20 protein-coding genes are annotated in these 25,355 nt (G+C 68.9%); 13 read left to right on the forward strand and 7 right to left on the reverse strand.

Going from position 1 to position 25,355, the window contains the following annotated elements; all coding sequences use genetic code 11:
• Positions 1-8 precede the first annotated feature (8 nt).
• A complete protein-coding gene (locus tag MUG78_RS05835) occupies positions 9-1,073 on the forward strand; it encodes a DUF2804 family protein (protein WP_246993061.1) in 1,065 nt (354 codons plus the stop codon).
• Positions 1,074-1,183: 110 nt separating this feature from the next.
• On the opposite strand, the gene leuS is transcribed toward MUG78_RS05835, so the two are convergent.
• The gene (gene leuS, locus MUG78_RS05840) at positions 1,184-4,030 is read right to left on the reverse strand and encodes a leucine--tRNA ligase (RefSeq protein WP_246993063.1); all 2,847 of its coding nucleotides are present in this window, start codon (positions 4,028-4,030) and stop codon (positions 1,184-1,186) included.
• Between the two features lie 62 nt (positions 4,031-4,092).
• On the opposite strand from leuS, the gene MUG78_RS05845 reads away from it, so the two are divergent.
• Genes MUG78_RS05845 through MUG78_RS05855 form a run of 3 tightly spaced genes read left to right on the forward strand, consistent with a single transcriptional unit; the run spans position 4,093 to position 6,486 of the window.
• On the forward strand, positions 4,093-4,629 hold the full coding sequence (locus MUG78_RS05845; protein ID WP_246993065.1) for an SdpI family protein: 537 nt from the start codon (positions 4,093-4,095) through the stop codon (positions 4,627-4,629).
• Complete coding sequence (locus MUG78_RS05850; RefSeq protein ID WP_246993067.1) at positions 4,629-5,624, forward strand: bile acid:sodium symporter family protein; 996 nt, start codon at positions 4,629-4,631, stop codon at positions 5,622-5,624. Before MUG78_RS05845 ends, MUG78_RS05850 begins: the two co-directional genes overlap by 1 nt.
• Positions 5,625-5,673: 49 nt before the next feature.
• Positions 5,674-6,486, forward strand: a complete 813-nt coding sequence (locus MUG78_RS05855; RefSeq protein WP_246993070.1) for an SDR family oxidoreductase — start codon at positions 5,674-5,676, stop codon at positions 6,484-6,486.
• 32 nt (positions 6,487-6,518) lie between these two features.
• On the opposite strand, the gene MUG78_RS05860 is transcribed toward MUG78_RS05855, so the two are convergent.
• Positions 6,519-7,157 carry a DedA family protein gene (locus MUG78_RS05860; protein ID WP_246993073.1) on the reverse strand — a complete coding sequence of 213 codons (639 nt, stop codon included), beginning with the start codon at positions 7,155-7,157 and terminating at the stop codon, positions 6,519-6,521.
• A gap of 1 nt (position 7,158) precedes the next feature.
• The gene (locus MUG78_RS05865) at positions 7,159-7,746 is read right to left on the reverse strand and encodes a YqgE/AlgH family protein (RefSeq protein ID WP_246993075.1); all 588 of its coding nucleotides are present in this window, start codon (positions 7,744-7,746) and stop codon (positions 7,159-7,161) included.
• A gap of 74 nt (positions 7,747-7,820) precedes the next feature.
• On the opposite strand from MUG78_RS05865, the gene MUG78_RS05870 reads away from it, so the two are divergent.
• Both MUG78_RS05870 and MUG78_RS05875 read left to right on the forward strand, forming a co-directional pair.
• On the forward strand, positions 7,821-9,119 hold the full coding sequence (locus tag MUG78_RS05870) for an MFS transporter (protein WP_246993078.1): 1,299 nt from the start codon (positions 7,821-7,823) through the stop codon (positions 9,117-9,119).
• Positions 9,120-9,274: 155 nt separating this feature from the next.
• The gene (locus MUG78_RS05875) at positions 9,275-11,083 is read left to right on the forward strand and encodes an HNH endonuclease signature motif containing protein (protein ID WP_246993080.1); all 1,809 of its coding nucleotides are present in this window, start codon (positions 9,275-9,277) and stop codon (positions 11,081-11,083) included.
• A 9-nt stretch (positions 11,084-11,092) separates the two neighbouring features.
• Here the strand turns inward: MUG78_RS05875 and MUG78_RS05880 are convergent, their stop codons facing one another.
• From MUG78_RS05880 to MUG78_RS05890, 3 genes are all read right to left on the reverse strand, one after another.
• Positions 11,093-11,461 (reverse strand): hypothetical protein, encoded by a 369-nt coding sequence (locus MUG78_RS05880; protein WP_246993083.1) that lies wholly within the window; start codon positions 11,459-11,461, stop codon positions 11,093-11,095.
• Between the two features lie 76 nt (positions 11,462-11,537).
• Positions 11,538-12,629 carry an aminotransferase class V-fold PLP-dependent enzyme gene (locus MUG78_RS05885; RefSeq protein WP_246993086.1) on the reverse strand — a complete coding sequence of 364 codons (1,092 nt, stop codon included), beginning with the start codon at positions 12,627-12,629 and terminating at the stop codon, positions 11,538-11,540.
• A gap of 10 nt (positions 12,630-12,639) precedes the next feature.
• Positions 12,640-14,109: a CCA tRNA nucleotidyltransferase gene (locus MUG78_RS05890; RefSeq protein ID WP_246993088.1), complete on the reverse strand. Its 1,470-nt coding sequence runs from the start codon at positions 14,107-14,109 to the stop codon at positions 12,640-12,642.
• Positions 14,110-14,180: 71 nt separating this feature from the next.
• Here MUG78_RS05890 and MUG78_RS05895 point away from each other — a divergent pair, with 71 nt between their 5' ends.
• The 4 genes from MUG78_RS05895 (at position 14,181) to MUG78_RS05910 (ending at position 22,251) form a co-directional block, all read left to right on the forward strand.
• Entirely contained in the window at positions 14,181-15,245 is a 1,065-nt protein-coding gene (locus MUG78_RS05895) for an NUDIX hydrolase (protein ID WP_246993090.1), read from the forward strand.
• Entirely contained in the window at positions 15,235-17,709 is a 2,475-nt protein-coding gene (locus MUG78_RS05900; RefSeq protein WP_246993093.1) for a DUF6049 family protein, read from the forward strand. Before MUG78_RS05895 ends, MUG78_RS05900 begins: the two co-directional genes overlap by 11 nt.
• Entirely contained in the window at positions 17,706-21,341 is a 3,636-nt protein-coding gene (murJ, locus tag MUG78_RS05905; RefSeq protein WP_246993097.1) for a murein biosynthesis integral membrane protein MurJ, read from the forward strand. Before MUG78_RS05900 ends, murJ begins: the two co-directional genes overlap by 4 nt.
• Before the next feature lie 214 nt (positions 21,342-21,555).
• Entirely contained in the window at positions 21,556-22,251 is a 696-nt protein-coding gene (locus MUG78_RS05910; RefSeq protein ID WP_246993100.1) for a TetR/AcrR family transcriptional regulator, read from the forward strand.
• 6 nt (positions 22,252-22,257) lie between these two features.
• Here MUG78_RS05910 and MUG78_RS05915 read toward each other — a convergent pair whose 3' ends face one another.
• Positions 22,258-22,581, reverse strand: a complete 324-nt coding sequence (locus tag MUG78_RS05915) for a hypothetical protein (RefSeq protein ID WP_246993102.1) — start codon at positions 22,579-22,581, stop codon at positions 22,258-22,260.
• A gap of 179 nt (positions 22,582-22,760) precedes the next feature.
• Between MUG78_RS05915 and trxB the strand changes: the two genes are divergently transcribed.
• From trxB to MUG78_RS05930, 3 genes are all read left to right on the forward strand, one after another.
• On the forward strand, positions 22,761-23,702 hold the full coding sequence (gene trxB, locus MUG78_RS05920) for a thioredoxin-disulfide reductase (RefSeq protein ID WP_246993105.1): 942 nt from the start codon (positions 22,761-22,763) through the stop codon (positions 23,700-23,702).
• 26 nt (positions 23,703-23,728) lie between these two features.
• Positions 23,729-24,064, forward strand: a complete 336-nt coding sequence (gene trxA / locus MUG78_RS05925) for a thioredoxin (protein WP_246993107.1) — start codon at positions 23,729-23,731, stop codon at positions 24,062-24,064.
• A gap of 148 nt (positions 24,065-24,212) precedes the next feature.
• On the forward strand, positions 24,213-25,328 hold the full coding sequence (locus MUG78_RS05930) for an N-acetylmuramoyl-L-alanine amidase (protein ID WP_246993110.1): 1,116 nt from the start codon (positions 24,213-24,215) through the stop codon (positions 25,326-25,328).
• The last annotated feature ends 27 nt before the right edge of the window (positions 25,329-25,355 follow it).

Consider the following 25,355-nt stretch of genomic DNA (forward strand, 5'->3'; position numbering starts at 1 on the left):
CGTATCCGATGTCCCTTCCCGTGTATCCCCCGTCGCCCGTCGCGCCGCCGCCCGCCCTCGTGGTGGACGGCCAGTACCAGTTCGGCACCTACGACGGCCCCATCCCGATCATCAACCCGCTCGACGTCGGCGGCACCGACCAGCGGTTCCACCCGCTGCGCCGGGCCAACCGGAACATGCGGCTCAAGGAGTGGGAAGCCTTCCAACTGGGCGACGACGACTGGTTCGTCCTCGGCGCGGTGTACAACGCGAAGGCCCTGGGCCTGATTCAGGTGATCGCGGTGAACAAGCATGCGGGGACCCTCACGCGCTGGCAGGTCAAGATGCCGCCGCCGACCCTGTCGGTGGCCCGCGGGCTGCTGGGCTCGTCGTCGCGCGGCCGCGTGGCCGACTTCCGCGTCGAAGTGGGCAATCACCTCGATCGCGGGCGCCTCGACGTCGACGCCCACCACCCCGGCAAGCGCGACCTGCCCTCGATGGGCCTGCACGTGACCGGTCGCTGTGGCCCCGACGAGGCGGCCCACCTGGTGGTGGTCCACCCGTTCAGCGCGGACCGGGCCCTGTACTCGCACAAGGTCATGTTGCCGATGGCCGGCAACTTGGTGATCGGCGGCGACCACGTGGGCTTCGCCGAGGACCGCGGCTTCGCGATTCTCGACGACCACCACGGCGACTATCCCCGACCGATGCGCTACGACTGGGTCACTGCGGCCCGCCGCAACGCCGCCGGCGTGGTGGAGGGCTTCAACCTCACGCACAACCAGATCCTCGACCCGGCGCAGTTCAACGAGAACGCGATCTGGATCGGCGATCAACTGCACCGCCTGCCGCCGGTGACCGTAGAACGGCCGCAGGGACCGTGGGGCAAGTGGCTGATCCGCGACACCTCCGGCGCCGTCGACATCACTTTCACGCCGACCGTACGGTCGACGATGCACGTCGGCCCCGGCAAGGTGCTCGCCGAGTACTACGCGCCGTACGGCTGGTACGAGGGCGCCATCGAAGCCGAGCACGCCTCTCTCAACGTCGACGGCATGTTCGGCGTCGGCGAGCAGAAGCGCATCACCCTCTGACCCCGCCCCGCCCCGCCCCGGCGTGTCGCGACCCTGCTGCCGCCTCGCCGCGCGAGCTCCGCGAGCGACCCGGGATCAGGGTCGCGACACGCTCGGCGGGCGGGCGTCGGTTACGGGACGACGTTGACCATCTTGCCCGGCACGTAGATCACCTTGCGCGGTTCACCGTCGACCAGCGCGGCGATCTTCTCGTCCGCGAGGGCGGCCGCGACCACGGTGGCTTCGTCGGCGTCGGCCGCCACCCGGATCCGGCTGCGCACCTTGCCCTTCACCTGAACCGGAACCTCCACGGTGTCCTCGACGAGGTACGCCTCGTTCACCTCGGGGAACGGACCGTACGCCAGAGAAGCATTGTGCCCCAAGCGATTCCAGAGTTCTTCGGCCAGGTGCGGGGCCAGGGGAGCGAGCATCAGGATCAGCCCCTCCACAGCCTCGGCCGGTGCACCGCCGGGATAGCTCTTGGTGAGGTGATTGGTGAACTCGATCAACTTGGCGCCGGCGGTGTTCATCCGCAGCGCCGCCAGATCTGCGCGCACGCCGCCGATCGTCTTGTGCATCACCCGCAGGGTCTCGTCGGTCGCCGGGACGTCCTGCACACGCACCGCGCCGGACTCCTCGTCGACCACCAGGCGCCACACGCGCTGCAAGAAGCGCTGCGCACCCACCACGTCCTTGGTGGCCCACGGGCGCGACTGGTCCAGCGGACCCATCGACATCTCGTACACCCGCAGCGTATCGGCACCGTAATCGCGGCAGATGTCGTCCGGCGCCACGGAGTTCTTGAGCGACTTGCCCATCTTTCCGTACTCCTGCGACACCTCCTCGTCGCCGTAGAAGAACGTGCCGTCGCGCTCGACGACCTCCTCCGCGGGGACGTAGACGCCGCGCGCGTCGGTGTAGGCGTAGGCCTGGATCATGCCCTGGTTGTAGAGGCGACGGTACGGCTCACGGCTCGTCACGTAGCCGAGGTCGAAGAGGACCTTGTGCCAGAAGCGCGAGTACAGCAGGTGCAGCACCGCGTGCTCGACGCCGCCGATGTACAGGTCCAGGCCGCCCGGGTCGTTCGCACCGTGCAGCTCCGGCCGCGGACCCATCCAGTACGCCTCATTCTCCTTGGCGCACAACGTTTCCTGGTTGGTCGGGTCGATGTACCGCAGCTGGTACCACGAGCTGCCCGCCCACTGCGGCATCACGTTGGTGTCCCGCGAATAGGTCTTCAGGCCGTCGCCCAGATCGAGGTCGACGGTGACCCACTCGGTGGCCTTGGCCAGCGGGGGAGACGGACGACTGTCGGCGTCGTCCGGATCGAACGAGACCGGCGCGTAGTCGGCCACCTCGGGCAGTTCCACCGGAAGCATGGACTCCGGCAGCGCCACCGGCGCGCCGTCCTCGCCGTAGACGACCGGGAAGGGCTCACCCCAGTAGCGCTGACGGGCGAACAACCAGTCGCGGAGCTTGAACTGGACGGTGCCCTGTCCAGCGCCGTCGGCCTCCAGCCGCTCGACGATCGCGGCCTTGGCGTCGTCGACGGCCATGCCGTCCAGGAAACCCGAGTTGACCAGCGGTCCGTCGCCGGTGAACGCGGCCTCGGCGATACCGGCGTCGCTGCCGATCACCTCGCGGATCGGCAGGCCGAAGGTGCCGGCGAACTCGTAGTCGCGCTCGTCGTGCCCGGGCACCGCCATGATGGCGCCGGTGCCGTAGCCGATCAGGACGTAGTCGGCGATGAAGACCGGCAGCTGCTCGCCGTTGACCGGGTTCGTCGCGTAGGCACCGGTGAAGACGCCGGTCTTCTCCTTGTTCTCCTGCCGCTCCAGGTCGCTCTTGGCGGCGATCGACGCCCGGTAGGCGGCGACGGCGGCCTTCGGGTCGGCGGCGCCGTCCGTCCAGCGCGCGTCGGTGTCGGCCGGCCACTGCTCGGCGACCAGCTGGTCGACCAGCTCGTGCTCGGGCGCCAGGACCATGTAGCTGGCACCGAACAGGGTGTCCGGGCGCGTGGTGAAGACCTCGATGGCGGCGCCGCCGGGCACCGGGAACTGCACGCGTGCACCGTGCGAGCGGCCGATCCAGTTGCGCTGCATGGTCTTGACCTTGTCCGGCCAGTCCAGCAGGTCCAGGTCGTCGAGCAGCCGGTCGGAGTACGCAGTGATCCGCATCATCCACTGGCGCAGGTTCTTACGGAACACCGGGAAGTTGCCGCGCTCGCTGCGTCCGTCGGCGGTGACCTCTTCGTTGGCCAGCACGGTGCCCAGTCCGGGGCACCAGTTGACCAGCGAATCGCTCAGGTACACCAGGCGGTACGAGTCGAGCACCTCGCGGCGCGCGGCCTGATCCAGCTCGGACCAGACCCGGCCGTCGTCCAGAGTCCGTGCGCCGGAATCGAATTCGGCGATCAGCTCGGACATCCGGCGGGCCTTACCCTGGTCGGCGTCGAACCAGGAGTTGTAGATCTGCAGGAAGATCCACTGCGTCCAGCGGTAGAAGTCGACGTCGGTGGTGGCGACGCGTCGTCGTTCGTCGTGGCCGAGGCCCAAGCGGCGGATCTGCTGCAGGTACCGCTCGATGTTGGCCTCGGTGGTGGTCCGCGGGTGCGTGCCGGTCTGCACCGCGTACTGCTCGGCCGGGAGACCGAACGAGTCGAAGCCCATCGTGTGCAGCACGTTGCGTCCGGTCATCCGCGCGAAGCGCGCGTACACGTCGGAGGCGATGAAGCCGAGCGGGTGGCCCACGTGCAGGCCGGCTCCGGACGGGTAGGGGAACATGTCCTGGACGAACAGCTTGTCCGGCGCCTGCGCGTCCGAACCGGAGAAGGCGGAGAAGTCACCGGCGAGCGGCCCCACCGGGTTCGGGGCCGCGAAGGTCTGCTCGGTGGTCCAGTACTCCTGCCAGCGCGATTCGATGTCACCGGCGATCTGTGCGGTGTAACGATGTCCCGGGGTGCTGTCGGCGATGCTCACCCGACCAGGGTAAATCCTCGCCGATGTCGCTCGCACAGCGCCTCGGTCGTACAGTTGGGGGCGTGTATGCCGCCTCCTTGATCGTCGCCGTCCTCGCGTTCGCGCTCGCCGCGCTGTGGATCGTCGTCGGCGCGGCCGGGCTGGCGCAGAAGCTGCCCGGCAATCGGTGGGTCGGAGTCCGCACCCCGGAGACGATCCGTTCCGAGCGCGCGTGGGTGTTGGCGCACCGCGTCGCGGCTCCCGGTTTCCTCGGTGGCGGTGTGGCGGCAGCGCTCGGCGGCGCGCTCGCGCTGGTCAACTCGTGGGGCTTCCTCTACGCCCTCGCCGGCATCCTCCTGGGCCTGCTGGCCATCTCGGTGGTGAGCGGCGTGGCCGTGCGGGCCGCCGAAACCGTCGCCGAACCCGTCGAGTCGAGCGGTTGCAGCAGCGACTGCTGTTCCTCGACGCCCGACGACGCGGCTGAGCCCGACGCCGCGGGGGAGGCCGCTGCGGCGGCCGACTGCGGTGAGTCGAGCTGCGGATCCTGCGCACTGAGCGGCATGTGCCTGCCGCAATCCGAGGCCGCCTCCTCCGAATCGGGCAGCACCAGCGGGCGCTGATGTTCGGCAGAATCATGGCGAAGTCGCCGCTGGACGGCTTCGTTCTCTCCATCATGCTCGCGGTGGTCGTCGCCGCTTTTCTCCCGGCGACCGGTGTCTTCGCCGAGGTGCTCGACTACGTCGTCATCGCCGCCATCGCGCTGCTGTTCTTCCTGTACGGGACACGACTGCATCCCCGGGAGGCGCTGGAAGGCCTCACGCACTGGCGCCTGCACCTGACCATCCTGAGCTTCACGTTCATCCTGTTCCCGATCATCGGCGTCGTGCTCGCGCCGCTGCTCAAGCACCTCATCGGCGACGACCTGTCGATGGGCATGCTGTACCTGACGCTGGTGCCGTCGACCGTGCAGTCGTCGATCGCGTTCACGTCGATCGCCCGAGGCAACATCCCGGGTGCCATCGTGAGCGCCTCGGTCTCCAACCTGCTCGGCGTGTTCCTGACGCCGTTGTTGGTGGTGTGGCTGATGAGCACCGATTCGGGCGTCCAGTTCTCCGGGGCGTCGATCACCAAACTGATGCTGGAGATCCTGCTGCCGTTCATCGTGGGTCAGTTGCTCCGACCCTGGGTGGGTCCGTGGCTGGCGCGCTACGCCGAACCGACCAAGTATGTCGACCGCGGTTCCATCGTGCTGGTGGTCTACGTGGCCTTCAGCGAGGGCGTCCGGGAGGGCCTGTGGTCACTGGTGAGCGCCTGGCAGGTGGTTCTCATGACGATCATCGCGACGGTGCTGGTGATCGTGATGCTGATGCTGTCCGGATGGCTGCCCAAACGGTTGGGCTTCTCGCGCGAGGACACCATCGCCATCCAGTTCTGCGGCACCAAGAAGTCGCTGGCCACGGGTCTGCCGATGGCCACCGTGCTCTTCGCGGGATCATCGGTGGGCCTGATCGTGCTCCCGCTGATGATCTTCCACCAGGTGCAGCTGATCCTGTGCTCCTGGCTGGCCACGCGCTACGGGCGGCAGTCGGAACCGGAGCCGGCGCCTGCCGCCTGAGCGGCCCCGTGGGATCAGCCCCGTCGGACCGCTGTGCGAGGCTGAGACGATGGGAACCTCACAGTTGCACGGACTCGTCGTCGCGGTGACCGGCGGCGCCGCCGGTATCGGTCGCGAGATCGCCGCCGCCGCACAGGCCGCAGGCGCCCGCGTGGCCATCGGCGACCGGGACCTCGATCAGGCGACCACGACCGCCGCCGACCTGGGCATCCGCGGCTATCCGCTGGACGTGACCGACGAGGCGTCGTACCGCGGGTTCCTCGACGCCGTCGCCGCCGATCTCGGACCGATCGACGTCCTGGTGAACAACGCCGGCGTGATGTGGGTGGGGCCGTTCGACGACGAACCGGAAGCCGCCACGGCCGCCATGTTCGACGTGAACGTCATCGGCGTGATCCGCGGCGTGCGCTTGGTCGCCCCCGAGATGGCCGCCCGCGGCCGCGGCCACATCGTCACCATCGCATCGGCGGCCGCCAAACTCTCGCCGCCGGGGGAGTCGACCTACGCCGCGACCAAGCACGCCGTGCTCGGCTACCTGACCGGCGTGCGCGAGGAACTGCGGGGGAGCGGCGTGCAGATCTCGGCGATCCTGCCGGGCGTCGTGGACACCGAGCTGGCCGTCGGGACGGCGACCGGCGCGGCCAAACTACTGACGCCCCAGCAGGTGGCGCGGACCGTCGTCGACGTGATCGCGGCACCGCGGTTCGTCACCACCGTGCCGGGGTACATCGGCCCCTTGGTCGCGGTCACCGGCCTGCTGCCGCAGGCGCTGCGCGATGCGGTGCTGCGTCGAGCGGTGCCCGATCAGGTCGCCGCCACCGGTTCCGGTCGGTCCGCCTATCAGCGGCGGACCTTCGGCTGATCGGCGCGCACGGCGGAAGCCGCGCCGCAGCACTACGGCAGCCGACCCGATTCCGCATGACGGACCTGGACGCGATGGACCAGCCATCGCACCAGCACCAGGACCGCGGCCGCGCCGATCAGCCCGATGACCAGGACGCCCATCAACTGCACTCCGACGGTGGCACCGAGCACGTACGCGAGGAGCAGCACACACGTGGCCCACGTGCTGCCGCCGAGGAAGGTCGCCAGTGCATAGCGGTGTGCGGGCACTTCGGACATGCCGGCGGCGATCGGCACCAGCGTTCGGACGTAACCGATCCAGCGTCCCACCGGGACCGTGACGTAGCTGTTGTGCCGCACGCGCTCCTCCGCGCGTATCCATTGCTCGGCACCGAACTTGCGGCCCGCCCACGAGTTCTGGATCCGCGGCCCCGAATAGTGGCCGAGGGCATAGCCGGTCATGTCGCCGCACAGGGCCGCGACACAGGCGCAGGCGATGAGCACGTAGATGTTGGGCTGACCGATCGCGGCCGCCACGCCCGCCGCGATCAGCACCGCTTCGCTGGGCAGGATCAGGCCGAGGATCAGCACCGACGTCTCGAGGTAGACCACGCAGCAGACGACGAGGTACACCGCCCACGCCGGTGCCATGTCGACGACCGACGTCAACCATTCGGAGATCTCGTGCATGTCAGTTGGTCAGCGGATCCATCGGGTAGGTGGCCAACAGGGGGAGCGGCCAGTCCTGCCTGCGCAGAACAGCCTGCCAGACGTCGACGGTGGCCGGCGCCAGCAGGTCCGACGGCAGGCCGGGCGCGACCAACCAGCTGCCCTCGGCGAGTTCGTCGTCCAACTGACCCCCATCCCAGCCGGCGTAACCGGCGAAGATACGCAGGCCCGTGAGGACCGGTTCCAGGTCTTCCGGATCGGCGTCGAGATCGACCATGCAGACCGGGCCGCGCACCTGGTGCAGCTTCGGCTGGGTCGCCAGATCGATACCGGTCTTGGCCACCGCCAGACACACCGCGGACTCGGCTTGCACCGGTCCGCCGATGAAGACCGCGCGCGGCGACGCCGCCAATTCGGACCAGGCGGGGAGCACGTTGAAGACGGCGGCTTGGCTCATGCGGTTGAGCACGACGCCCAGCGTGCCGTGCTCGTCGTGCTCGATGACATAGATGACCGTGCGGGCGAAGGTCGGACCGGTCAACGTCGTCGACGCGATCAACACCGAACCCGGTCCGACCTGCGCCGGATCGCGAAAGTCATCGCCAGTCACCAACCAATCATGGCACAGCGATCTTCGAGTCGTCTCCGCCCTCCCGGCGCCTGCGAGATCGGTAGGCTCAATTAGTGGGATTCATTCGAGCGCTAGGGCATTCACCCGGTCTGTGGCGCTTGCTGCTGGTGCGGCTCACAAGCCAGCTCAGCGACGGCGCCTTCCAGGCCGCCCTGGCGTTCTCGATCCTGTTCAACCCGGACCGCCACACCGATCCGATGGCCGTCGCGCTCGGGTTCGCGGTGCTGCTGCTGCCGTATTCGGTGGTCGGCCCGTTCGCCGGCGCCCTGCTGGACCACTGGGATCGACGCCGAGTCCTGGTGTGGGTCAATGTGCTCCGAGCGATCGCCGTCGCGCTGGTCGCTCTCGCGATGGGCACCAGCGCACCCGACGGTTTCGTGCTGGTCGCGGCGCTTCTGGTGACCGGCTGCAGCCGATTCGTGGCCTCCGGTCTCTCGGCCGCGCTGCCGCACGTGGCCTCCCGCGACGTGTTGATCGAGATGAACGCCTTCTTCACCACGCTGGGCGCCGGGCTACTGGCCGGCGGCACCCTGATCTCGGTGGGCCTGCGCGCCGTCTTCGGAGCCAACAACGCCGGCTCGGCCGCCACGCTGCTCGCCGGCGCCGCGATCGCCCTCATCTCCGCGAGCATCGCCGTCGGTTTTCCCCGCCGCTTCCTCGGTCCCGACGTACCCGACGACGCCGGGCACAACGCGGTCTATGCGATGGCGCACGGCCTCGGCCACGGCCTGCGGGCCGCCGCGACTACCCGAACGGTGGCCGTGGTGCTCTCGGCGATCGGAGTGCACCGCTTCGTCTTCGGGGTCAACACGCTGATGCTCCTGCTCATCGTGCGTTCCGCAGACCTCGGCCCCATTCGCGGGCACGACGTCGGGGCGCTGGCGGTGATCGGTGCAGGGGTGGCGCTGGGCGCTCTGGTCGCCGCGTTCACCACCCCCGCCGCGGTCCATCGGCTCGGTCGACGATGGACCATCGTCGCCTCGCTCGCCGTGGCGGTCGTCGCCGAAGCCACGCTGGCGCACATCACCTGGATCACCGTCATCGTCAGCGCCCTCCTGCTCGGGCTGGTCGGTCAGACCATCAAACTGTGCGGCGACCTCGCGATGCAGGCCGACATCTCGGACACCTATCGCGGCCAGGTCTTCGCCGTGCAGGACGGCCTGTTCAACACTGCTTTCGTCCTCGCGATGATCCTGGCGGCGACCGTCTTGCCCGCCGACGGCATCGACCCGATGCTGGTGATCCTCGCCGCCGGCCTCTACCTGTTCGCCGCGATCGGCGTGACGCTGATGCATCCGCGGCATGTCCCCACCCGACTCGAGACGCCGGTCGACGTGCAACCCGTTCGATGAGCCGGTCACGCTCGGTCACCCGGGTCGGGAAAGCCTCTTTCAAAAATCGCCAAATAAACCGCTCCGAACGCTTGTTCTATTAAGTGGATCGGGGTAACGTGGAATTAGTACGCCTGATCGACTGGGTGCACTGACTCGCTTAGGGAGGTGAGGGCATGGCGAAGGCGACCGCGGCTGCGGGAATCGGCGTCGGCTTCGGCCTGCCCGCGGCCGGCGAGGAACTCGCGAAGCTGTCGACCGCCGAGCTCGGGGCGGCGATCGGCGGGACTACGCTGCGGCGTTGCCAGCTCGAGTGGCTGCAGTTCCAGTACGCGATGTCGATGTTCGATCGGCTGCTGGCGCAGAGTCCGAACCCGGCGGCGACCCAACGTTCGCTGTTGGATCTGGAAGTGCAGACCGCGCTGGAACTGCAGCTGAGTATGCGGACGACCAACTACGCCGCGCATCGCCTGCTCGGTGACGCGCTCTGTGCGCGGGATCGGCTGCCGAAGGTGTACGACACCATGCGGTCCGGTCTGATCGATCACGACCGCTTCCACAAGATCGCCATGGCGACGGCGTTGGTGTTCGACGAGAAGATCATCGCCGAGATCGACCGACTCCTTGCCATCGAGATCCGCGGTGTGGGCGGTGGTCTGACGTCGCTGTCGTTGACCAAGACCACCGCGCTTGCGCGACGGTACGTCGCGGTCCACGACCCCGACGCTGAACGTCGCGAGCGCGAAGGTGCCAAGTCGGGCCGGAGTGTGAGCATGTCGACGCTGGAAGCGGGGATGGCGCAGCTGTCGGTCACCGCCACGGCCGAGGACGTGCGGCTGGTGTGGCAGATGTTGGATGCGGTGATCGCCGGTCGCTGCGACGCGGATCCGCGGACCAAGGCGCAGGCGCGGTCGGATGCGGCGATCGCCTTGCTGCAGCGCAAGCCGTTCACCTGCCTGTGTGAGAGCGATGGCTGCGCCGCGCAGATCGCTGAGCCGCAGCTCGATGCGCGGGCGGCGCGGATCGTCGTGCATGTGCTGTGCGATGCCGCGACCCTCGCGGGCGGCGATCAGTGCGGGTATCTCGACGGCTACGGGCCCATCTCGGGCGATCACGTGCGGCAGATCGCCGAGCGTGACGATGCGGTGATTCACGAACACCGCCTCGACGATCTCCTCGAACCCGATCCTGCCGCCGCGCAGATCCGCGACGACCTCGACGAGGCGGCGGTCCATCGAAAAGGACCCCGCCCCGACAGCCCGGACGAGTGCCGGGCCGATGACGCACACCCTGATCCGGAAAATCGTGAGAATGGCACTGCCGCAAGCGAATCCGAGCCCGGATCGGCGTTGAAGCCGCGGTTCCTGATCGCGAAAACGGCGTTGCCGAGCGATCCGTATCGGCCGAATCTGCTCGTCGATCTCCTCGCCCGGTTCCTGTGGGGAACGTGCTCGATCCCGGGGTGTGAACGGGCGGCTTTCGCCTGCGATCTGGACCATGTGGCCGAGTTCGACAACATCTGCCCAGACCGCGGCGGCCCTACTTGCATTTGCAATCTACTTCCCAAGTGTCGCTTCCATCACCTGTTGAAAACCAGCCTGGAAGGCTTCGTCGACGAGCTCTGGATCGACGCCGACGGCCGGTATCACTCGGCCGTCACCACTCCGGGCGGGCAGACCGTCGAAGCCCTGGCGCCGAATCAGTGGCTGATGCCGCGGCTCGCGCAGCTGCGGTGCCGGCACCAGCTGGCCGAGCCGTCGGCCACCGGGATCGCGACCGGCAGCGTCGACGAGTGGCCGCAGCGGGCGAGCGGGCTGACGCGGACCGAGGCCAAGCACGCACGACGCCGGGCCGAGCGGAACGCGAACGCGGCACGACGGCGGGCGGCCGAAGCGCACCTGACCAAGACACAGCTCGACGCGCGCGCAGCCGGTCGGGCTGCGACCCGACTCACGATGGATCCGGAGAGCGAACCGCCGTTCTGACCGCAGTGCTCAGAACAGCGGCACCACCCGGTCGGCGCGACCGTCGCCGTCGGTGTCTTCCAGGGCCTGATCGGGCAGGCCGTCGCCGTCGTCGTCGATCTCCAGGCGGCCGAGGGTGGCGGGGAGCTCCCACAGTCCGGCCCCCGAGTCGGTGAAGCCGGTTTCGGCGATGCCGTCGTCATCGAGGTCGAGCATCGCCCGGTCGGCGACGCCGTCGGCATCCGTGTCCCACATCGCATCGTCGCGCAGGCCGTCACCGTCGAAATCCAGCGCGACGGCGTCGAGGGTGCCGTCGTGATCCAGATCCAGATCCGCCGGGCTGTGCCACGTCGACAGCGTGCCGTCGCCGGTGCCGAAGAAGTACTCGAGGCCGTCCATACCGGTTAGACGCTCGGCGCCCCGGCACGGTTCCGCGACACGCCCGACGGCGGGTCCCCGGGTAACGGATCCGGCGTCAGTAGCCCATCGTGCGGATGGCGGCGGCGAGGTCGTCGAGCTGCGAGCGCTGCACGTCCAGGTGCGGCGAGATGCGCAGCAACGACTGGTCGCCGGCCAACGGTGCGCGCCACGACTCCGCGGCGGTCACCAGGATGCCCGTCTCGCGCAGCGCGACCTGCGCGGTGGCGACGTCACTGGCCTGCCAGCCCGGGGGCGGCGCCAGGGTCACCAGGGCCGACGGCTCGTCGATCGGCTCCAGTACCTCCCACGAACCGATGCCGTCGAGTCGCTCCCGCGTGATCTGACCGATCTTCGCCAACTCCCGGTACACCCGCTGCTGACCGAACGCCTGCAGGTCGGCCACCGCCTGTCCCAGACCGAGACCGCCGGCCACGTAGGCCTCCGACGACTCCACTTCCACCGGACGGATCGCGTCGCCGCGCACCGCGAGGAAACCCACGCCGCGCGGCCCGGTGAGCCACTTGCGAGAGGTGCCGTAGACGATGTCGGCCCCGGTCACGGTGGGGACGTGCCCGACGGCCTGCGCCATGTCGACGACCACCGCGACGCCCGCATTGTGGGCCACCTCGACGATGTCCATCACCGGCTGCACCACGCCGCTGGCCGAGCCGACCTGACACACGTGGATGAAGTCCGGCTGCTCGAACTGCAGCATGTTCTCCAGCGCGTCGGTATCGACATGCCCGTATCGGTCCGCCGACGGCATGGTCCGCACGGCGATGCCGCGGCGCTCGAACTCGTCGAGGTTCGGACCGAACTCGTTGACCGCCACCCAGACGGTGGCCGCGAGCGGCAGGTTCCAATTGTTCAGCAGCGCGCGCAGGCAGGTCCGTGCACTGTCCCGGAACGAGAGCTCCTCGGGCAGATGTCCGATCAGGGTGGCGAGATCGCGGCGTCCCCGCGCCAGCTGCTCCGCCTGCTCATCGGCGGCGACGTACGAACCGCGCTCGGCTTCGCGCCACAGGTGCGCGGTGATCGTGTCGATGGTCGCGCGCGACGCACGGCCCGCCGAGGCGGAGTCCAGGTGCGCGATCGTCGGCTCGATTCGCGCGGCATGCCACTGTTCGCCCAGATCGCTGCAGTACATACTCTCGAATCTACCGTTGTGCCCACCATTGGCGTAATGCCGCGGCTGCGTCGTCCCGGGACAGCGGTCCCGCATCCAGGCGCAACTCCTTGAGGAAGCGCCACGCCTCGCCGACCTCGGGGCCCGGCGGGAGATCGAGGATCTCCATGATGGCGTTGCCGTCCAGGTCCGGGCGCACCCGATCCAAATCCTCGGCCGACTTCAGGTCGGCGATGCGGTGCTCGAGGTCGTCGTAGGTCTCCTGCAGGCGACGCGCACGACGCCGATTGCGCGTGGTGCAGTCGGCCCGCACCAGCTTGTGCAAGCGATCGAGCAGGGGACCGGCGTCGGTCACGTACCGGCGCACCGCCGAATCGGTCCACTTGCCTTCGCCGTAGCCGTGGAAGCGCAGATGCAGGAAAACGAGCTGGGCGACGTCGTCGACGGTCGCCTTCGGATACTTCAGCGCCCGCATCCGCTTGCGCACGAGCTTGGCGCCGACCACCTCGTGGTGGTGGAAGCTGACGCCGCCGCCGTCTTCGTGCCTGCGCGTGGCCGGCTTGCCGATGTCGTGCAGCAGCGCCGCCCAGCGCAGGATCGGATCGGGGCCGTTCTCCTCCAGCTCGATCGCCTGCCGCAGCACCGTCAGCGAGTGCTGGTAGACGTCCTTGTGCTGGTGGTGTTCGTCGATGGTGAGCTGCATGCCGGGGATCTCCGGAATGATCCGCTCGGCCAGCCCGGTCTGCACCAGCAGGTCGATCGCCTCGATCGGGTGCTCGCCGCACAGCAGTTTGTCGAGCTCCACCGCGATGCGTTCGACGGTGATGCGGTCGATCTCCCCGGCCATCGCCGTGGTGGCCGCCAACGTCCGCGGCGACAGGGTGAAGCCGAGCTGGGAGACGAACCGCAGACCCCGAAGCATGCGCAGCGGATCGTCGTGGAACGAATCCTCCGGCGCGGCGGGGGTGTCGATAATGCCGGCGAGCAGATCGTCCATGCCGTTGAGCGGGTCGACGAACTCCTGGCTGCCGTCGGCGGCGAGCTTCACCGCCATCGCGTTGATGCGGAAGTCACGCCGAATCAGGTCGCCGTCCAGCGTGTCGCCGAAGGTGACTTGCGGGTTGCGGCTGATCCGGTCGTAGACGTCGGCCCGGTAGGTGGTGATCTCGATGGTCTGGTCGCCCTTGGCGGCGCTGACCGTGCCGAACTCGATCCCCGTCTTCCAGATCACGTCGGCCCACGCGTCGAGGATGTCGGCGATCACCTCGGGTCGGGCGTCGGTGGTGAAATCCAGGTCGTCGCCCAAGCGCCCGAGGACGGCGTCGCGCACACTGCCGCCCACCAGGTACAGCTCGTGCCCGCGCGCGGTGAAGAGCTCCGCGAGGGGCGTGAGGACGTCGCCGAGGTCGCGCAGGGTGATCGCGGCGGCGGCGAGGAGCCGAGCGCGTCGCTCCGCTCGAGCCGCGATCACGGCGGCATCTGCGGCAGCACTTTCGGTCATGACATGCCAGCCTACCGAGCCTGCCGGGTCGCTTGAGCTAACGGTGGGTAACGAGCGGATAGAGTCGTAGTGTGTCTGCTGAGTCGTCGGTGAGCCGACCGGACGTCGTGAACGACGGTCCGGCATCTGCCGACGGCCAAACCCCCCGGTCCCGATCCAAGCGCAGGGGCCGTCGACGCGGTCGTCGACGCGGTAAAGGCGGCGGTCAGAACGCCGCGGCCGTCCCGTCCACCACCGGCCAGGGCGACGCGGCCCGCGACAACGGCGGCGACCAGAAGAACTCGCAGAACCAGAAGAAGCCGTCGGCACCCACCGGCCCGAAACCGTCGGATCTGGCGGGCCCGCGCGTGCGCAGCGAAGCCGGCACCCCGGCCGCCATGCCGCCCACCCGCCGGCGTCCGAACAGTGCGTCCCGGTCGTCGACCAAACCGGCGAGCCCCGCCGGCGGCAAGACCGCCGAGACCCATCAGCGGACCAACACCGGCGGCACCAACGGCCAGCAGCCCGCCCAGCGACTGCGCACCGTGCGGGAGACGTCGGCCGGCGGTCTGGTGCTGTCGAACCTGCACGACCCGTTCGATCAGTTGAAGGCCGTGCTCATCGGCCGGATCGATCGTCGCGGACGCATGATGTGGTCGCTGCCCAAGGGGCACATCGAGACCGGTGAGACCGCGGAGACCACCGCGATCCGGGAGATCGCCGAGGAGACCGGCGTCAGCGGAACCGTGGTGGCGACCCTCGGCAAGATCGACTACTGGTTCGTGAGCGACGGGCGCCGCATCCACAAGACGGTGCACCACTACCTGCTGCGCTACACCGGCGGCGAGCTCTGCGACGGCGACTACGAAGTGAGCGCCGTGGCGTGGGTGCCGTTGAGCGAGCTGCCGCGTCGGCTCACGTATTCTGACGAGCGACGGCTCGCCCGCACCGCCGAGAAGGTCATCGAGGAACTCCGCGATGACCCGGCTCGGCTGGCGCAGTCGGAAGCCGAGGCCAATCGCACCGAGCCGAACGACTATGAGAAAGCCGCCGCAGCCCGCAATCAGCGCCGCAACGAGCCGCCGGCCAAGCCCCGACGGCGACGCCGTCGACCGCGACGCGGGGGAGCCGGGAATCGTACCGACGGTGCGGGCTGACCTCGCGCGGCATCTGGCCGCCCTGCTGGCGAGCGTGCTGCTGGTGCTCGGTCTGTCCGCGGCACCGTTCCTGGCGGCACCCGCCCACGCCGAAGAGCCCCGCTACGCGACGTTGACCGTCACCGAACTCACCCCGTCGTCGGTCACCAGCGCCGGCGAAGACGAGGTGAAAGTGCGCGGTCGCCTCACCAACACCTTCGACCGGCCGATCAACAACCTCCAGTTCCGGCTGCAGCGCGGTCCGCTGGTGCGGACCGCCGTCGCCCTGCGGACCTCGCTGATGGCGCCGCCGTCGAGTTTCGCGGTGCAGACCGCACCGCAGACCATGGACCAGACCCTCGCGCCGGGGGAGAGCGCCGAGTTCGAGCTCACCGCCCCGGTCAGCGGACCGGAGGGCCTGCAGATCGACACCACCGGCGTCTATCCGCTGCAGATCACCGCCAGCGGGGTGCCCGAATCCGGCGGCGCCGTCCAGCTGGCGCAGTCCCGCACGCAGTTGCCGGTGGTCTCCCTGCCCGCCGACGCCCGACGCGCCGCCGAGTTCACCGGCGCGGCCGGCGACGGCAGCGACTCACGACTCGGCCGCGACGGCTCGCTGGCACCGGACACCTCGGCACCGGCCGCCCTCACCATGATCTGGCCGTTGGCGGCGGCACCGCAGCTCGCGCCCGGAGTGCTCGGCGGCGGCACCGAACCCGTGCGGCTGATCAGTGATCAACTCGCGGCTTCCCTCGCCCCACAGGGCCGCCTCGGCGCCCAACTCGAGGCCCTGGAGAAGGTCCGCGAGGGTGTCGATTCGCGCGTGGCGGAGACGCTCTGCGTCGCCGTCGACCCCGATCTCCTGGTCACCGTCCACGGCATGACGCTGGGGTACGAAGTCAGCGACGATCCAGCCGATCAGACGTCGGGGAGTAGTCCGGGCACCGGCCAGGAGGCGGCGACGGACTGGCTAGCCAAGCTGCGCGCGATCGCCGACGACCTGTGCATCACCGCTCTGCCGTTCGCGCAGGCCGGCCTGGACTCCCTGGCGACGATCGACGACGCCGGCCTGTCGACGGTGGCGGTCACCGGCGCCTCGGACATCGTCGACGCACTGCTCGACGTCGAATCGCTGCGCGGGATCGCCATCCCAGCCGTCGGCACGCTGTCCGAGGCCGGCCGCACCGTCCTGTCCACGCACGATCTGCAGGCCGCCGTCGCCTCGTCGTCGCTCGAGCCGGAACGTCCCGACGAGGCCGGTCGCTACCGTTCCGGACCGGTGGCACTGCAGTCGTACGAGGTGCCGATCAGCGCGGCGCTCGGCGCTGCGGGCACCGCACCGGTGGTGCCGTCGATCCTGCCGAGCTGGCAGCAGCCCACACTCAACGACGAATCCGCCGTCACCCGCCGCCAAGCCGCCGTCGCGGCCCTGGCCTTCCCGATGCTGACCGTTCCCGACTCCGAGAACGGCGACGGCCCCGGTCCCCTGACCGGGCGCAGCGCCTTCGTGATGCCGCCGACCTACTGGTCACCGACGGTCGACGACGCGATGAGCCTGCTCAACGCGGCCGATCTGCTGCTGGCCTCGGGCACCGCCGAACCGCTGAGCCTGCGCACCCTGTCCGAGCAGCTGCCCGCGGCGTCGAACGCCGCGAAGCTGGTGACACCGGGCGACGTCGAACCCCTGGTGGCGCAAGGCTTCCCGATCAGTGCGGCCGACGCGGCGATGGTGCGGAGCAATCAGGGCGTCACCGGCGCCCTGGAGGGTTCCCTGGTGCGCTCGCCCAATGTCACCGCGACCCCGCAGTCGTACCTGGCGCCGCTGCGCGAGGACGCGCTCCGCGCCATCGCCACCCCGCAGTCGCAGACCCTGGAGCAGACTCGCGCGGCGCGGTCCATGCGAATCACCGCGGTCACCACCACACTGGATCGCATGAAACAGTCGGTGGCGCTGCTCGACCCCGGAGGCCGGTACACGCTGGCCTCCGAGCGCAGTCCGCTGCTGCTGATCGTGCGGAACGACCTCGCGCTGCCCATTCGCGTCCAGATGGACATCGAGGCGCCGGACGCTCTCAACGTCGGCGACGTCGGCGTGCAGGAGATCCCGCCGCTGGGCACCCGGCAGATCCAGATCCCGACGCGCGCCTCCACCTCGGAGCGCGCCACCGTCGAGATCTCGATGCTGACCTCCACCGGCGTCCCGCTCAGCGAACCGATCTCCCTCTCCATCTACTCCAACGCCTACGGCAAGCCGCTGTTCTGGATCACCATCGCCGCCGGCGTCGCCCTCGTCCTGTTGACGGCACGACGCCTCTGGCACCGCTTCCGGGGCGAACCGGATCCGGCCGACGAAGACCGACCGGAGCCGGACGCCGATTCGCTCCGCCTCGCTTCCGCTCCTTACGCCGAGCGCGTCGAACGGGCCCGCGAGCAGCCCGAGGCGCCACTGCCTCCGCCCACGAGCGACCGGGAGGACGACTCATGAGTGCAGATCGACACCGCCCGCCCGGATCCCCGCGGCCGTCCGGCCCGCTCGCCGAGGCGCCCGAACCCCACGCGCTCGCCAGCAGTGAGATCCTCGCCGAGGAGACCGCGGCCCAAGGCGCCCAGCGAGACGGGGGAGTCGACGACTCCGACGCCTCGGTGATGCGGACCGGCGGCTCCATCGCCGTCGCCACGCTCGTCAGCCGCATCACCGGCTTCGTGCGGACCGTTCTGGTTCTGGCGATGCTCGGCGGCGCCCTGTCGTCCGCCTTCCAGGCCGCCTACGTACTGCCGAACATGATCGCCGAGGTGGTCCTCGGCGCGGTGTTGACCGCGATCGTCATCCCGGTCCTGGTGCGCGCGGAGATGGAGGACTCCGACGGCGGCGCCGGCTTCATCAATCGGATCTTCACGCTCACCGTGGTGATTCTCGGCGCGGCCACCGTGATCGCGGTCATCGCCGCGCCACTGTTGACCTTCCTCAACGTGGGCGACGGCAAGGTCGACAGACAGCTGACCACAGCGCTGGCCTACCTCCTGCTGCCCGCGATCCTGTTCTACGGCCTGTCGGCGCTGTTCATGGCCATCTTGAACATGAAGAACGTGTTCAAACCGGGTGCCTGGGCCCCGGTCCTGAACAACGTCGTGCAGATCGCGACGCTGGTGCTGTTCTACGTCATGCCGGGCGAGTTGACCCTCAACCCGGTCAAGATGAGCGACCCGAAGCTGCTGGTCCTCGGCGTCGGCACCACCATCGGCGTGGTGATCCAGGCCGGCATCCTGCTGCCGTACCTCAAGCGCGCCGGAATCAAGCTCCGCCTCCAGTGGGGGATCGACGACCGGCTCCGTCGCTTCGGCGGGATGGCCGTGGCGATCGTGGCGTACGTGCTCATCCTGCAGGTCGGCATGGTGATCACCTACCGGATCGCCGCCTCGGCCACCGACTCGGGCATCTCCGTCTACGCCACGCACTGGCAACTGCTGCAGCTCCCGTACGGCGTTCTCGGCGTCACCATTCTGACCGCGATCATGCCGCGGCTGTCGCGCAACGCTGCCGCCGACGACACCGACGCGGTGATCGACGACATGTCGCTGGCGACCCGGCTGACCATGCTCGCACTGGTGCCGACCGTGGTCTACATGACCTTCTTCGGGCCGGCCCTCGGCGTGGCCGTCTTCAACTTCGGCCGATTCGACCAGGGGCAGGCCGCCCAGCTGGGTTCGGTCCTGGCGTGGGGCGCCTTCACCCTCATCCCGTACGCGATGACCCTCGTCCAGCTGCGTGTCTTCTACGCCCGCGAGGACGCCTGGACCCCCACCCTGATGGTCCTCGGCATCACCGTCGTCAAGGTCGCCGCGTCGTTCCTCGGTCCGGTGCTGTTCTCCGACCCCGAACTGGTGGTGCGCTGGCTCGCCCTCTCCAACGGTCTGGGGTACCTGGTGGGCGCCCTGGTGGGTCACTACCTGCTGTATCGACGCCTGGGCGACGCGAAGATGCGACACCTGGCGCGCACCACGACGCTCACCATCGTGGTCTCGCTGGCCGTGACGGCGGCCGTCTGGGGCATCGCGCGACTCACCCGGTTCTCCGCGATGGCCACCCAGGCCGGCAAGATCGGCTCGGTCGCGTACCTCGCCATCACCGGCATCGTGGTCCTCGGCGTGATCTACCTGCTGCTGGTGGCCCTACGCATCCCGGACATGGTCACCATCAGCAACGCGGTGATGCGCCTCGTCGGCCGGTTCATTCCGGCGCTGGCACCGACGCCGTCGAGCTCGGACGCGGACGACCAGCGCGACGCCACCACCATGACGGTGCAGTTCCCGCGGATCAATCCGGACGAGGCGCTCCCGTACTCCGGCCAAGTCGAGGTTCGACGACGGTTCGACCGCGGTTCCGCCAGCTGGCAGGAGTACGCGGTGACCAGCGGTGGCGCTGCCGGGGAGACCACCGTGATTCCGCGCATCGGCGCCGATCCCCGCCCCCTGCCGTCGCAGATGGTGACGCGCACCGACCTGCCCAAGCCACCAGCCACGCCCGGACGAGGACGACCCCCGATGACCGACACTTCGCCCGCGCAGCCGCGCGGACCCCGACTGGTCGCGGGCGCGGCGATCGCCGGCGGACGCTACCGACTGCTCGAGCCGCACGGCGGCACACGCGGTCTCCAGTTCTGGCAGGCGCACGACGGCCAGCTCAACCGCGAGGTGGGCCTGACCTTCGTCGACCCCGATCAGCTCGCTCCGCCGTACCGGCCGGAAGACCGCGACACGGCGCCCGACGGTCCGCAGGCCATCCTGAACCGCACGCGTCGCCTGGGGCAGCTGCACACCGCCGGTGTGGCCCGCGTTCTCGATGTGATCCGCGGCGCGTCCGGCGGCATCGTCGTCACCGAGTGGATCCCCGGAACGTCGCTGGCCGACGCCGCGCAGGCCAACCCGTCCGCCACCGGTGCCGCCCGCGCCGTACGCACCCTCGCCGCCGGTGCCGAAGCCGCGCATCGCGCCGGGGCCGCACTGTCGATCGATCACCCGGACCGCATCCGGGTCAGTATCGACGGCGACGCCGTCCTGGCCTTCCCGGCCGTCCTGTCCGGCGACGACCGGGCCTCCGACGTGCGCGGTCTGGGCGCGGTGCTCTACGCCCTGCTGCTCGATCGCTGGCCGCTCGACGCCGAGACCGGCCGCACGGTGATCACCACCGCACAGCGCACCGACCCGATCGGCGGCCTGGCGATCGCCGACCCGGACACGCGGGGCAGCGACCCCGACCGGCCGGTGCCGCCGGTGCGCGTGCACTCGGAGATCCCGTTCGAGATCTCGGCGGTGGCCACGCGCGCACTGGAGGGCGGCGGCGGCATCCGCACCGCCGGCACCGTGCAGCACATCCTGGACCAGGCGACCGTCGTCGACCTCGCGACCGATGTGATTCCTCGCGTCGCCGACGACCGGACTCCGGTGTCGGTGGCCCCGCTCAGCCGCACCCGCAAGGAACGGCTGCTCGGCGAGGGTGAGGCGGGCAAACGGAACGGGGCACTGCTGATCGGCGCCGGACTGTTCGTCCTGTTCGTCATCGTCGCGCTCGTGCTGTGGCTGACCAACGCCTTCAGCGGCGACGATCCGAACGATCTGGACGCCTTCCTGCCCGACAACACGTCCTCCGCACCCGCGTCGCCGGGGAAGAGCGTCCCGGTGACGCCGCTCGGGGTCACCGTCTTCGATCCGGAGGGCGAACCCGACACCACGGCCGCCGCGAACGTCGGCAACGTGCTGACCGGGGCCGCGCCGGCGTGGAAGACGTCGCAGTACCGCGGTCTGGCCGCATACGGCGGTCTCAAGGACGGGATCGGGCTCATGTTCCGCCTGCCCGAGGGTGCGTCGGTCTCGCAGATCCAGGTGCGCACCCCGACGCCGGGGTTCGCCGTCGACATCCGGACCGCGAACAGGGCCAAGCCCGCATTGAACAGCACGTCGGTGGTCGGCAGCGGGAAGGTCGACAAGACCACCACCACGCTGACGCTCGACGCGCCGGCGAAGTCGGGCTACCTGCTGATCTGGATCACGGCACTGCCCGAGAACGACGACGGGCTGTATCAGGCGATCATCAAGCAGATCTCGTTCACCCGGTCGTGACCGGCTCCGGCCGGCGCGCCGGAGTCCATCCGGGCGGACCGAGGACGTAACCGAGTTTGTCGCGGAAGCGCGGCGCACCGGCGACATCGCGGGCGAGGCAGAAGATCCAGCATGGTCCTCCATTCGGACGAATCTTCGCCTGCTTCTGACATTCACACTGCTCAGAATTTGCCCGGCGCGGTTTTCGAGGAGAACGCTCGATAGTATGAGCGTGATGACGAACGACAGTGAACGGGTCTACCGCGGAGTGAGCGCCGACCAGCGCCGCAAGCAGCGCCGTGCCGCGCTGATCGAAGCCGGCCTCCAGCTCTTCGGTACCGAGGGATATCCCAATGTGCCGGTGAAGGCCATCTGTGACGAAGCCGGACTCACCCAGCGCTATTTCTACGAGTCGTTCAGTGAACGCGAAGCACTGCTCGATGCCGTGTACCGCTTCTGCGTCGAAGAGGCGCGCACCGGAATCACCACCGCGGCGCTCGGTTATCTGGCCGAGATCCCGGAAGTGATGGCGGGGGAGCCCATTCCGGACGAGCACATGCCCGGCCTCGCCAACGTCACCTTCGGCGCGTTCCTGCACCAGCTGACGTTCGATCCGCGGCGCGCACGCATCATCTTCATCGAGGTGGTCGGTGTGAGCCCGGCACTGGAACGGCTCCGCATCGGCGCCATCCACGACTGGGCCGACTTGATCCTGAGTTTCACCGCACCGACCGAGCGCGAATCACCGCGTCGGCGCCTGGCCGCGATCGGTCTCGTCGGCGCCATCACCCAGCTGCTGGTCGACTGGCAGATGGCGACGGTGGATCCGATCGGCCCGCAGTCCGGTCCGGAACTCTTCTCCACCGAGGCCATTCACGAGGTCATCACCTCGATGCTCGTCGCCACGTACGAGCACATCCTGCGACTCTGAGCCCCCTCATGCTCGGCGCGGCACGGCGGCACCGAGCACGGTGACCACCTCGGGAAGATCGTCGACGACGAACTCCCACTGCGAACCGTCGCCCAGGGTGAGGCACAGGCGCTCGATCTTCCGGGCGAAGCGTCCGCCCTGACCTTCGATCGTGCCGATGGCCGCCACATGCTTGGTCGCCACGGAGAAGCGCATCCCGTCCACCCGCGCCGCGAGACCCTTCGGCTCGAAGGTGATGTGCGTCTTCGTCAGTATCAGTCGGCCGGCGGCCAGGCCGCGCCCCACCGGGCGACGAGCCTTCCAGACCTGCAGCGGCGCGTCGTCGTTCATCGGTAGCTCCCCTTCGGGTGTCGAATGCGGCGGTCGGACGAGGACCGGCGGGTGATGACCCGAATCTACCGTTGCGACCGCGGACTCACCTGAATCGCGGCCGCGGGAACACCACCACCTAGGCTGTTGTTGAAGCTTGACGACACATCCCGCCCCAAACCCTGCAGCACGGAGGACCCATGACCGAGACCGACAACACGATCCACGACCTCATCATCGTCGGATCCGGGCCGGCCGGTTACACCGCCGCGATCTATGCCGCGCGCGCAGAGCTCAAACCCCTTGTCTTCGAAGGCATTTCGTACGGCGGCGCGCTGATGACCACCACCGAGGTGGAGAACTTCCCCGGCTTCCGCAACGGCATCCAGGGTCCGGACCTGATGGAGGAGATGCGCGAGCAGGCCACCCGCTTCGGTGCCGACCTGCGAACCGAGGACGTCGATGCGCTCCGCCTGGAAGGCGAGATCAAGGAAGTCGAGGTCGCCGGTGAGGTCTACCGCGCCCGCGCCGTGATCCTGGCGATGGGCGCCGCCGCCCGCTACCTCGACGTGGTCGGCGAACAGGATTTCCTCGGTCGCGGCGTCTCGTCGTGCGCCACCTGCGACGGCTTCTTCTTCCGCGACCAGGACATCGTCGTCGTCGGCGGCGGCGACTCGGCGATGGAGGAAGCCACCTTCCTCACCAAGTTCGCACGGAAGGTCACCCTGATCCACCGTCGCGACGAGTTCCGCGCGTCCAAGATCATGCTCGAGCGGGCCCGCGCCAACGAGAAGATCGAGTTCCTCACCAACGCCACGGTCAGCGAGGTACGCGGCACCAACGGTGTGGAGGAACTGGAGATCACCGACACCCGCACCGGCGAGGCCACCGTCCTGCCGATGACGGGCATGTTCGTCGCGATCGGACACGATCCGCGCAGCGAGCTCGTTCGTGGGCAGGTGGAACTCGACGACGACGGCTACGTCCAGGTCGAGGGCCGGTCCACCTACACCGCGCTGCCCGGCGTCTTCGCCTGCGGCGATCTGGTCGATTCCACCTACCGCCAGGCCATCACGGCCGCCGGGAGCGGCTGCAGCGCAGCCATCGACGCCGAACGCTGGCTCGCCGCCCGCGAGTCCTGACCATCTGCCTATCGAAGGAGAAACCCATGGGCGCCCACACCATCGATGTCACCGACGACACCTTCCAGAGCACGGTCCTCGAGTCCGACAAGCCCGTTCTCGTGGACTTCTGGGCCACCTGGTGCGGTCCCTGCAAAATGCTCTCCCCGGTGGTCGAGGAGATTGCCCGCGACCACGGCGATGCCCTCACCGTCGCGAAGGTCGACGTCGACGCCAACCCGCGGACCGCGCGTGATCTGCAGATCATGGCGGTGCCGAGCCTCATCCTGTTCCAGGGCGGCAAGGCGGTCACCACGATGCGCGGCGTGAAGTCGAAGGCGGCCATCCTGCGCGAGCTGGCACCCGTCCTCGGCTCGGCCTAGTCGGATACAGCATTCGGCCGGATCAACCGAAACAGCATTCGGCCAGAACATTTGTCGGGTCCAACGCCGACCTGAGAGAATGAGCGGTGTCGTGACGTCCACGAACCGCCGTCGCGGGTGTCAGATCGATGAGGGAAGCGGGTTTTGTATGGCAACGTTGCGTCCGGGGGATCGTGGCTCGGGTGTGGCCGAGATCCGCGCCATTCTCATCGGTCAGGGACTGCTGGCAGCTTCCGACCAGGCGGACGATCTCTTCGATGCAGCCTGCGAACGAGCCGTGCGGGCGTTTCAGCAACAGCGCGGGTTGATGGCGGATGGCATCGTCGGACGCTCGACCTATGCCGCCCTCCGCGAAGCCTCCTACCGGCTCGGCAGCCGGGTGCTCACCTACCGGCTGTCGGCACCGATGTCCGGCGACGACGTCGCCACCCTCCAGGGGCGCCTGCAGAACCTGGGCTACTACCACGGTCTGGTCGACGGCATCTTCGCCGAGACCACCCACGATGCGGTGCGGCTGTACCAGGCCGAGTACGGCCTCACGTCGGACGGCATCTGCGGACCGGCGACGCTGCTCTCGCTCAATCGGCTCGGCTCCCGAGTGACCGGCGGATCGCCACACGCCATCCGGCAGGAAGAGCTGGTCCGCAGTTCCGGTCCGCAGCTCACCGGCAAGCGGATTCTGATCGATCCGTACGGCACCGACGTCGACGAGGCCGAGAAGGCGATTCTCTGGGATCTGGCCGCGCGGTTGGAAGGCCGCATGGCCGCCGCCGGCATGACCACATCGCTGTCTCACGACCGCACGTCGTCGCCCAGCGACGACGAGAAGGCCCGCATCGCGAACATGATCGACGCGGACCTGATGATCTCGTTGCGTCTGGGGCGTTACCCGAACGAGCAGGCGCACGGCGCCGCAAGCTTCTACTTCGGCAACCACCACGGCTCGTATTCGACGATCGGTCGTCATCTCGCCGGCTACATCCAACGGGAAGTGGTGGCTCGAACGCCGTTGCTGGACTGCCGCGTGCACGAACGCACCTGGAATCTGTTGCGGCTCACCCGGATGCCGACCGTGATTCTCGATGTCGGCTACTGGACTAATCCGTCCGACGCCCAGCTACTGAACTCACCCGAGTTCCGGGACACCATCGCCGAAGCGATCCTGGTAGCTGTCAAGCGGCTGTATCTGCAGGGCCAGAACGACCGTCCCACCGGGACCTACACTTTCGCGGACCTCCTTGAGGCAGAACGACTTTCGTACTAGTTCTCGGGCACTCGACAGACCGGAAAG

It is taken from the genome of Gordonia alkaliphila (assembly GCF_023017165.1).
Classification (GTDB): Bacteria; Actinomycetota; Actinomycetes; order Mycobacteriales; family Mycobacteriaceae; genus Gordonia; species Gordonia alkaliphila.